4 protein-coding genes and 1 pseudogene are annotated in these 10441 nt (G+C 58.4%); all 5 read left to right on the top strand.

The window, feature by feature from the left end; translation table 11 throughout:
• The first annotated feature begins 385 nt into the window (after positions 1–385).
• The 5 genes and pseudogenes from MFF26_RS10425 (at position 386) to MFF26_RS10405 (ending at position 10298) form a co-directional block, all read left to right on the top strand.
• Positions 386–883: an RNA polymerase sigma factor gene (locus tag MFF26_RS10425; RefSeq protein ID WP_137831087.1), complete on the top strand. Its 498-nt coding sequence runs from the start codon at positions 386–388 to the stop codon at positions 881–883.
• 33 nt (positions 884–916) lie between these two features.
• Positions 917–1882, top strand: coding sequence for a FecR family protein (locus MFF26_RS10420; protein ID WP_238307950.1), 966 nt, complete (start codon positions 917–919; stop codon positions 1880–1882).
• Between the two features lie 138 nt (positions 1883–2020).
• Positions 2021–4507 (top strand): TonB-dependent siderophore receptor, encoded by a 2487-nt coding sequence (locus MFF26_RS10415; RefSeq protein WP_171015521.1) that lies wholly within the window; start codon positions 2021–2023, stop codon positions 4505–4507.
• Between the two features lie 486 nt (positions 4508–4993).
• Positions 4994–7054: pseudogene (locus MFF26_RS10410) on the top strand (glutamate synthase central domain-containing protein); the annotation flags it as partial.
• Between the two features lie 766 nt (positions 7055–7820).
• The gene (locus tag MFF26_RS10405; protein WP_238307948.1) at positions 7821–10298 is read left to right on the top strand and encodes a hypothetical protein; all 2478 of its coding nucleotides are present in this window, start codon (positions 7821–7823) and stop codon (positions 10296–10298) included.
• Positions 10299–10441 lie beyond the last annotated feature (143 nt).

Here is a 10441-nt window from a genome sequence, read left to right as displayed (position 1 = left end):
TGTGCTATCAGGCAACGGACCATCTCAGAGTATAGTATGATGATTGTATCTTCTCAGATCGCCTCATCATGTCTGAAACGATCATCATGATTGTAATAAGGCGTGGAGTGCTGCGATAAGATCCTGTATAGGATCCGGATAGCGCTTGCAGGGGCGCGATAGTCTCAATACCGGTTCTCAAAATTATTGATCGTGGCGTTATTTGAATAATTCGCTCTGAGAGATGGCTGTGGCGGTCATTCGCAGAGACATTCCTCAATTGGAATAAATACAAAATATTGTTCTTGCTCAGCAATTTAAGTTCCGCATAGCTAGAGAGACCGTCGAGCAGGACCCTTCCGGAGCGGCGCTTCCCCGCGAACACGACCTGAGCGGAACTGAGATGATGGATGTCGGGGCGCACCCAATCGGCTCCCTCTATGCGGCCGAGCGCGGACGGCTCTCCCAATTCGTGCGCCGGCTTCTGAGAGGCGGCGCCGGTGCGGAGGACTTGGTGCAGCAGGTGTTCCTGCGGCTTCTCGTGAGCGGCTGTCCCGGGCACGGTCGCGCGACCTTGATGGCGGCCGCCCGCAACCTCGCCCTTAACCATCTGCGCGACCTGCGCCGACGGGGGGAGACGGTCCTGTCGGACGAGGCCTTCGCCCAGATCGCCGACGCCGCCCCCTCGCCCGAAGCGGTGACGCTCTATCGCAGCGAGTTGCGTCGGCTTCTCGAGGCGGTCGCAGCCTTGCCGCCGCGGCGGCGCGACATCTTCGTGCTGAGCCGCTTCGAGGGCCTGTCACATGCCGAGATCGCGGCCCGTCTCGACATCGCGCCGCGCACCGTCGTCAACCAACTCGTCGCCGCGCTCGCTTCCCTGGATCGGACCCTCGGCCCTGCTTGAGCGAGCGGAGCCGCGCCGCGGGAAACGCCAGCGATGTCTCATTCCGGAAACACCCTGCGCGATGGGGCGCGGCCCCCGCCCGAAGAGGCGGATGATGCGCGGATGACGACCGCGCTGGAATGGTTCGTCCGCATGCAGGATGACGATGCGAGCGCCGAGGACCGCCGCCGCTTCGCCCGGTGGCGCGACGCCGATCCGGCCAACGCCGCCGCGCTCACCCGCGCCAAGGCGTTATGGGACCGCTTCGACGTCGTGGCCGAGCAGAAAGAGGGACGGCGCGGCGTCCGGCTCGACCGGCGCAAGCTTCTCCTCGGCGGCGTCGCGGCGGGACTCGCGGCCGGCGGCGGTGCCGGTCTCGCGAGCCGGCCGGACCTGTTCGCGGATCACCGGACCGGGATCGGCGAGCGCCGAACCGTGCCGTTGCCCAACGGCGTGCGGGCGGAACTGGGCACCGACAGCGCGCTCTCCCTCGACGGCCCGCCGGAAGGCGGGCGGGTTGTGCTGTTCCGGGGCGAGGGGTTCTTCGACGTCCCGCTAGGGCAACCCTTCACGGTATCGGCCGGACCGGTCACGGCGCAGGCGCGCGGCACGCGCTTCGACGTGAAGCGGATCGACGATGCAGTCACCGTCACGGCCGAGGCGCAGGCGGTCTCGGTCGAGGCGCGGGGCTTCGCGCCGCTCAATGTGGCGCAGGGCTGGCAGGCGCAATGCGACCCCGCCCGCCCACCCGTGCTGGCCCCGGCCGACCTCGCCACCGTGGCGGCCTGGCGCCAGGATCGGATCGTCTTCCGTGACACGCCGCTGCCGCGGGCCGTGGCCGAGCTGGAGCGCTACCGGCGGGGACGCATCGTGCTCCTGGGTAGCGACCTCCAACGCCATTCCGTCACCGCCGCCTTCGATGCGCGCCGGGCGGACGCGGCCCTCGACATCCTGAGCGAGGCCCTCCCGATCCGCGTGACGCGGTTGACGCCGCTGCTCACGCTGGTCCGTGCCGCCTGAGGCGGGCTGCGCCGAAAAATCCTGCCGTCCCGATAGTCCTTCCGCCCGTGCCGGGGGTCCTCCCTGATGGAGGGTCCTTCGCGACGCCCTCCCGACAATCGGCGGACCCGCACAAGCGGGCAGGAAGACGGTGGGGCTATGGGTCGGATCAGGATGGAGAGCGGGCAGCAGAGCGGTCTGCGCAAGGCGTTGCGCCAGAGCGTCGGCACGCTCGCTCTGGCGCTGGCCCTGGCGAGCCTGTCGGGTCCGGGCGGAGCGCTGGCTGGGCCTGCGGACGCGGCGGCGCGCACCCGCTTCGACATCGCCGCCCAGCCCCTCGCCGATGCGCTGGTCCAGTTCACCGCCCGCACCGGCATCCAGTTCTTCGTCGATGGCCGGCTTGCCCGTGACACCCGCTCCGCCGGTGCGCAGGGCGCGCTCTCGCCCCGGGAGGCGCTGACCGCGCTGCTCGCCGGCACCGGCCTCACCTACCGTTTTCGCGATGCCGACACGGTGACCATCGGCCCCGTCGATCGCACGGGCGCGATCACGCCCCCTGAGGCGAGCGAGACAGTCCTCGACGAGATCTCGGTTCAAGGTCAGAGCCCGACCTTCGGCACGACCGGCTTCGTGGCGCGGCGCTCCACCGCCGGCATGAAGAGCAACACCTCGATCCTCGATACACCCGCCGCCGTCAGCGTCATCACCCGCGAGGAACTCGACGTGCGCGGCGTCCAGGACATCCAGACGGCGGTGGCCTATACGCCGAACGTGAAGGCGACAGATTATCCCGGCGGCCAGGGCGCGCCGGTCTTCACCATCCGCGGCTTCCGCAGCATCAATTTGCAGAACGTCTACGAGGATGGGCTGCGCGCCGGCTTCAACGCCTACAACCAGCAGATCGAGCCCTACGCCTACGAGCGCATCGACATCATTAAGGGGCCGGCCTCGGTCCTCTACGGTCAGGGCCAGCCCGGGGGCATCGTCAACCTCGTCTCGAAACGGCCGAGCTTCATCCGCTCCAACGAAGTCTCTCTCCAAGGAGGCTCCTACGGCCGGGTGCAGGGGACGTTCGATCTCACCGGGCCGGTCGAGGGGAGCGAGCAATTCGCCTACCGCCTCACCGGGCTCCTGCGGAAGGCCGACACCCAGGTCGCGTACACGCCGGACGACCGCGTGTTCCTCGCACCCGCCCTCACGTGGCGGCCGGATGCCGACACCTCGCTCACCGTACTCGCCAAATACGGCAGCTATGACCGGGGCGGCTCCGAGCAGAGCACGCCGCTTCTCGGCTCGCTCAATCCCGGCCCCCTCGGCCGGTTCCGGCGCGATCTGTTCCTCGGCATACCGAACTTCAACAAGGAGGCGATCGAGACCAAATCGATCGGCTACATCCTCGACCACACCTTTGCGGAAAACTGGATTTTCCATTCCTCTGCTCGCTTCACCGATACGTCGAGTGACTTCAATCTTGTTGGTGCCAATAATGGAAGCGTGGTAAAAGAACGTTTTTATAAAATAATTCCTTATAAGCGTATACAGGCTTCGCAGGCGATCCTGATTGACAATCACGTCGAAGGCCGCTTCGATCTGCTTGGCTTCCAGCACAATGTTGTCGCGGGCATCGATTATTGGCGTTACCAGGGGCGTGATCGGCGCACTTTCAGCAATGATAATATTTTAATCGATCTTTACAATCCAATTTACCCAGCGAGCGTGTCGTTCCCAGGCGCGCCGAATATTGTGAGCGACGGACGACTTTCTCAGCTCGGATTGTTTGTCCAAGACCAAATTAAGGTCGGCGGCTTCATTCTCACTGGAAGCGTCCGGCAGGATTACGCGAAGTCAAAATCCATCAATAAACTGACGGGCAGATTGTCGAGCAACAACCCCGACGCGCTCAGCTATCGCGCCGCACTCGGATACGAGTTCGATGCGGGCGTCGTGCCGTACTTGTCCTACTCGACCTCCTTCGCCCTCAATGCCGGCAACCGCCGCAACGGCAGCGTGCTCGATCCGTCGGAGGCCAAGCAGATCGAGGCCGGCGTGAAATATCAGCCGCCGGGCGGCAACGCGCTCTACACCGCGTCGGTCTTCGAGATCACCCAGACCAACGTGCCGACCGCCGATCCGAGTGCGCCCGGCTTCCTGATCCAGACCGGCGAAGCGGTCTCGCGGGGCTTCGAGGTCGAGGGCAAGGCCTCCCTGACCGACGGCCTGAACATGACGGCGGGCTACGCCTATCTCGACACCAAGGTGACCAAGGACAACGTCAATCCGTTCACCGGCCGCAGCAATCTCGGCAACCGGTTGCCGAACGCGCCGCGCAACACGGTCTCGCTGTTCCTCGACTACGCCTTCCCGAGTTCGAGTGTGCTGGCGGGCCTGCGCGCCGGGGCCGGCATCCGCTATGTCGGCGCGGCTACGGACATCACCAATATCGACCGCCTGCCGGCTTATGCCCTCGTCGATGCCTCGATCAGCTACGATCTCGCCCGCCTCGATCCGAAATGGAGCGGCGTGACGCTTTCGGTCAACGCGCTCAACCTGTTCGACCAGCGCTATTTTTCGGCCGGCTTCTACCAGGGTACCGGCTTCGAAGGCTTCCGCCGCACGATTTTCGGGACGGTGGCCTATCGGTGGTGATGGGTCCTGCTGGATCGGACCTGGGGGCTGCGCGGGCCGCAGCCCCGTTCGATCGGCCATAGCCTCAGGCGGCCCGCCGATCACGGTTCAAACAGGATGCCGACCGCGACGCGATCGGAGAATGACCCGCCTTCGATCCGGGCTCGCTGATTGCGTCCCGCAATCCCCCGCCGCCATCGCTCAAAACCTCGCGTCGAACGCGCTCGGCGGCGCAGTCTCGCGTCCGGGAAGCGGGGGCGTCGCCCACCGCCATCTCTGATCACACTGTCCGACGATGGCGCGTGGGCTCGGCATAAGATCAAATGTAGAATACATAAAAACTGATATAGAATGATTACATTTATAGATTTGTCGAGAGATCTTGCGTGAAGACTTGACGTGAACTAGTCCTGCATGGGAGGGCCGATGCTCAGGCTGTCCGCCCCAGCTCCAGCCGAATCCAAGTGCCGCTTGGGTGCCGCGATGGAAGATGTGCCGTCCTTGAAGATGTCCGACACACGATATGGGCTCTACGATCCCGCACGCGAGACGAGCAGCTGCGGCGTCGGCTTCATCACGCGCAAGGACGGGCAACAGACTTTCGATGTCTTGCGCAAGGCCCACGAGGCGCTCTGCGCCGTCCCGCATCGCGGTGGCATGTCGTCCGAAGGTGTCGGCGACGGGGCCGGCATCTCGATCGACCTCTCCCTTGTCTTCTTCCGTCGGCTGACGGGCCGCCCCGACCTTGAGAACGGCCGGTTCGGCGTCGGCAATTTCTTCATGCCCCACGATGAGCGCCAGTCCGGGCGGGCCGAGCGCATCATCGCCGCGGCCCTGGCCGAGGAGGGACTGGACATTCTGCTGGAGCGCGAGGTGCCGGTCGATCCGGCGGCGTTGCGCCCGGCGGCTGTGCGCCATCAGCTCGCGATCCGCCAATGGGTCTTCGCCGCGCCGGCGCGCTGCACGACGCTCGCGGCCTTCGATCGGGCGATCTACCGGGCCCTGTTGGTGATCGAGGCCGAAGCTTTCACCGATCCGTCGCTGGAGGGCTTCTATCCGCTGTCGTTCTCGGCGCGCACTCAGGTGCTGAAGGGGCGGCTCAACTCGAACGAGGTCTTGCCCTACTTTCTCGATCTCGCCGCGCCGGACCATTGCGTCCACACGCTCTACTTTCACACGCGCTTTTCGACGAATACCGACCCGCATCCGTCCATGGCCCAGCCCTTCCGGCTGATGGCCCACAACGGCGAACTCAACACCGACAAGAAGAACCGCCTCTCCGAAGCCGCGATCGCCCGCGCCCGCAACGGCCGCATCGTCGCGCCGAAGGGGCAGTCCGATTCCTGCCGCCTCGACCAGACGCTGCAGAGCCGGATGATGCAGGACGATCTCGACCTCGTCACAGCAGTGGTGTCGATGATGCCGCCGGCCTGGGAGAACGACGCGACCCTGTCGGATCCCGTGCGGGCGATGCTCGAATACTTCTCTCTCTACGAGGAGAAGAACGACGGTCCCGCCGCGCTGATCTTCGGCGACGGCGAGATCATCGGCGCGCGGCTGGATCGTCTGGGATTGCGGCCCCTGCGCACCGTCGAGACGGCGGAGTACCTCTGCGTGATGTCGGAGGCCGGGCAGATCGCCTTCCCCCCCGAGACCGTGCTGCGGCGCGGCCGGATCGAGGCGGGCGGCATGCTCTACTGGGATCATCGCGAGAAGCGCGCCTACGGCACCCTGGACGCACTGGAGATGCTGGCGGCCCGGCGCGACTACGCCGCACTCCTGCGCGCGGCGCGGGTGGAGCTCGCCGCTTTGCCCGAGATCCCCGCCGAGGGCCAGGGATCGCCGCTGCGCTACAACGGCGACCTCGCGCGGCATCAGCGCTACGTCGCCTATTCCCACAATCAGGAAAGCTTCCGCTTCCTGATGGACCCGATGCTGGACAACGGTGCCGAGCGCATTTCGGCGATGGGCTACGGCAATGCGATCAACGCGCTCTCGGACCAGGAGGGCGGCGTCGCCAAGTACTTTTCCCAGCGCTTCGCCCAAGTCACGAATCCACCGCTCGATTCCCTCCGTGAGGCCGACGGCATGACGCTGCGCGTCGCCCTCGGGGCCAAGCCGAATATCGGCGCGCCGGCCGCGCCCCAGATCGTCGTCGCCTCGCCGATCCTGACCCATCTCGACATGCTCAAGATTCGCGAGCAGACGGCGACGCCCTATCGCCGCTTCGAGATCCTCTACCGGCCCGTGCTCGACGATGCCGCCGCCAATGCGCGCGCCATCGAACGGGCGATCGACGATCTCGGCGAGGCCGTCTCGCTGTTCGCCCGCGAGGAGGGCGGTATCGCGGTGCTGACCGACCGGCATGTCGCCCGGGAACGCGCGGCGCTACCGCTGATCATCGTCGTCTCGGCGGTCAATCAAAGGCTGATCGCCGAGGGCCTGCGCCTGCGCGTCTCGCTCATCGCGGAGAGCGGGCAGATCGCCTCGTCACACCACGTCGCGACGGCGCTCGGCTTCGGCGCTGCGGCGGTTTATCCGCTCGGCGTCCAGTTCCGGGCCGAGGAGATGCACGATAGTTTGGTTTGAGCGTATGTTCGGGTGTTCACACGTAACCGTAAAACAATCGTCCTTTCAGTACCTTGGAGCTTTCAATCGGGCGTAGGCTCGGTGCTCTGTGCTATGATCCTACGCTTCGATTTGAGGGATTTGTGACTGACGGTGTGACCAGATTGTGACCGGCGCTCAGTGAAGGGTTCAGTCGGCTCAAGCTGATTCGGCCTACGGAGGGACACTAGATCGAGCTTCCCGTAAGGATATTCGACTATCATACTCCACGATCCTATCAATATTTATCGATTTTCAGCACTATTCCGTTTGGCAAAAGAATATAATCAACTATTAGAAATAGGCTTATGTGCCTCTCAGCGATGCTTCGAAAGCTTCTATGATAGCCTGAAGCAGCCAACGGTAGAGATGCCCAAAGTCATTAAAACATTATTTGGATGGCAATACATATGTAGCGATCATCCTTATAAAGTATATCATATCATATCTTAGATCGATCATAGGCATGGACTTAAATATTTTTCTTTATGCCACATTTATCGCTCAGCTACTTGAGCGATACTTTGCATTGACGGAGAAAGGGTTGGAATCAGCAATCTCTCACATCGCAGTGTCATTTTTGCCTCTTTAAAACGGCTGTTGACGAATGAGCGCATGATACTCGAAAATACCCAATCACTAGCTGTGGTAAAAGCCTGTAGGGGCCCGGCATATTGGAACAGGCCGGCTAGCAGCATACACAATAGTAGATGCGAGGATACCAATCGTGTCAAAAGATGACATCGAAATAGTTAAATCATTGATAGTTGAATCTCAAACAAGGAATCGTAACGAAGCAACTACCCGTCACCAGATTATAGATTCAATCATTCATGATCTACTGAAATGGCCGCGTAATAGAACAGAAACTGAGGAATATATTGCTCCTGGTTTCGCAGACTATGTATTGAAAAAAGCCAATGGCGATGATTTGTTGTTTATAGAAGCCAAAAAGGAAGGCGTTTATTTCGAGCTTCCATCAGCATATCGCGGCAATGAAACATCTAGTTACATTGGCATCGCGAAGCTGCTGACTGATGGCAATATCAAAGCGGCTATGAATCAGGTTAGAACCTATTGCTTTGATACCGGATGCGAGCACGCTTGTATTACAAATGGGCACGAATGGATATTTTTTAAAACATTTGAAAAAGGAAAGAAATGGGAAACGCTGAATGCTTTTGTGGTTCGAAGCTTAAACTTTTTTTCCGATGAATACACGAAGGCCGTAAATAGCCTTTCATTTTCTTCTATTACCGAACGGATGTCACTGGCAAGCTTACTGTCAGTCAGTCCGGCAAAAGACCGGGCCATCTTTTATCCTAAGGAAAAGATTAGTTCATATTCGTACTCTATAAGCGCGAATAAGCTTGCTGGTACCCTCAGGCCAATCATCAACTACTATTTCGGTGTGATTGGTGATGATGATACCGAGTTCATGGATAAATGTTACGTCTCACAACGAGATTATCACCAAACATCAGAGGGCATGAGGACTATCTTGCATGATTCTTTAACTCCATACTTTGAAGAATATGGGGTACAGCAGTTAGATGACACAGGTAAGGGCGGGCGTTTAGGAGGGCGGATAACTAAAAATATCAAACACGGTCGTCGCAATGAAGTACTCATATTATTTGGAGGCAAGGGTTCAGGGAAATCGACTTTCATAAAGCGGCTTCTATTTCATAAGCCTCCCAGATGGCTCCAGGATCATGCCACTACAGCTATCATTGATTTGCTTAATATACCAGAGGACCGAAGGGTCATACGGACGCATATATGGAATAGCCTGGTTGATCGTCTCGATAAAGACTCTATCTTAAAGCAAGAGCGCGGTCAGCTGCTTGAGTTATTCAAGGATCGCTTTGCGATTGCTGCTAATCAGGAGCTTTACGGTTTATCGCCCGATTCGGAAGCATACAATCTCAAGCTTAACAGTCTTACGGCGCGCTGGAAGTCTGACCATACTTACTGCGCCAAACGTTTGGTGGAGTACTGGAAGAGTCAGGGTCGTGGTATCGTCATCGTTGTGGACAATACAGATCAGTATTCTCCCGCAATGCAGGATTTTTGTTTCTCGTCAGCGCAAGAAATATCAAACGCGTTAGAATGTATGACAATCATTTCTATGCGGGAAGAGCGTTTTTATAACTCGAAGATTCATGGGCTGCTTGATGCGTTCCAAAACTCAGGCTTCCATATTAGCTCGCCTAAACCGGCTGAGGTATTTCGTAAAAGGTTGGACTACACGATTTCACTTCTCAATAGTGATAGGCGACGAGCTCGGTTTGGCTTGATTGATCCTGTCCATGCGCGAGAGTGTTGTAGGTACCTCCGTATCATTTTGCGTGAGTTTGCTGCGGAGAGATCTCCCCTTGGAAGTTTTTTAACCGCTTGCGCACACGGAGACACACGACTGTCTCTCGACTTATTTAGGAGCTTTGTCTTATCCGGTTACACCAATGTTGATGAAATGCTTGCTACTGGTCATTGGAGTTTTCAGATACATCAGGTCATAAAGCCAGTTATGATACCTACTAGATATTTCTATGACGAGTCTCTTAGTAACATACCAAATATTTATCAGGTACGATATTCCCGTAATGGCTCGCATTATACCGCCTTGAGGATATTAAGACGCTTGATCAAAGCGACAAATGCTTCTAATCATGCATATGTTGCCGTTGCTGAGCTTATGTCTTACTTCGTTGAAACATTTGCTATGCCTGATGACTTTGTCGCCAATATTGATATGCTTTTGAAGCATGGATTTATTGAAGCTAGTAATCGCATAGATGAATATACCCCCTCTGTTGATTCAGTAAAAATCACAAACTATGGAACATACATGCTCAGTAATCTATCATCGGATCTTACCTACCTCGACTTGGTGTCAACGGATTGTGGTTTTTTTTCAGAGCTATTTACAAACCAAGTCGTTGATGCAGCAAAGCGAGAGTTTGGGTTGTTCACTCGACGAGAAAGGTTGGAGCGTGTCAAAGTGAGATTGGAAAGAATAGGTGATTTCGTTAAGTACTTGGAAGAAGAGGAAGCTCGAGAGAAAGATTTTTATTCGCTTGGTATGGCGCCTGATGACATGTTTACTTATAAAATAAGAAGCATGTACGAAGCTGAGCAGCACAGAGTCCTTGATAGTGCTAGGCGTCAGCGACATAAGTATGACACGCATCGATCGTCATAACTTGCTTCTGTTAACCTATGAAGATCATAGAATGTCAAAATCGCAACAACAGGCTGCACCGTGACGTGACGTAACACCGCCTACGAAACTCACTAAGCGCAGGCGTAACATCAGTATTGTCTGTCGCTCGATGTTACGTTACC

Origin of the sequence: Methylorubrum suomiense (assembly GCF_022179765.1) — a bacterium.
Taxonomy (GTDB): Bacteria; Pseudomonadota; Alphaproteobacteria; order Rhizobiales; family Beijerinckiaceae; genus Methylobacterium; species Methylobacterium suomiense.
Note: the sequence above shows the minus strand (reverse complement) of the source record. Positions and strands in the feature narration are given on the sequence as shown.

Excerpts from the sequence above, each read along its gene's own strand:
- MFF26_RS10415 (WP_171015521.1), top strand. The coding sequence starts at position 2,021 with ATGGGTCGGATCAGGATGGAGAGCGGGCAGCAGAGCGGTCTGCGCAAG.
- MFF26_RS10420 (WP_238307950.1), top strand. The coding sequence starts at position 917 with ATGTCTCATTCCGGAAACACCCTGCGCGATGGGGCGCGGCCCCCGCCC.
- MFF26_RS10425 (WP_137831087.1), top strand. The coding sequence starts at position 386 with ATGGATGTCGGGGCGCACCCAATCGGCTCCCTCTATGCGGCCGAGCGC.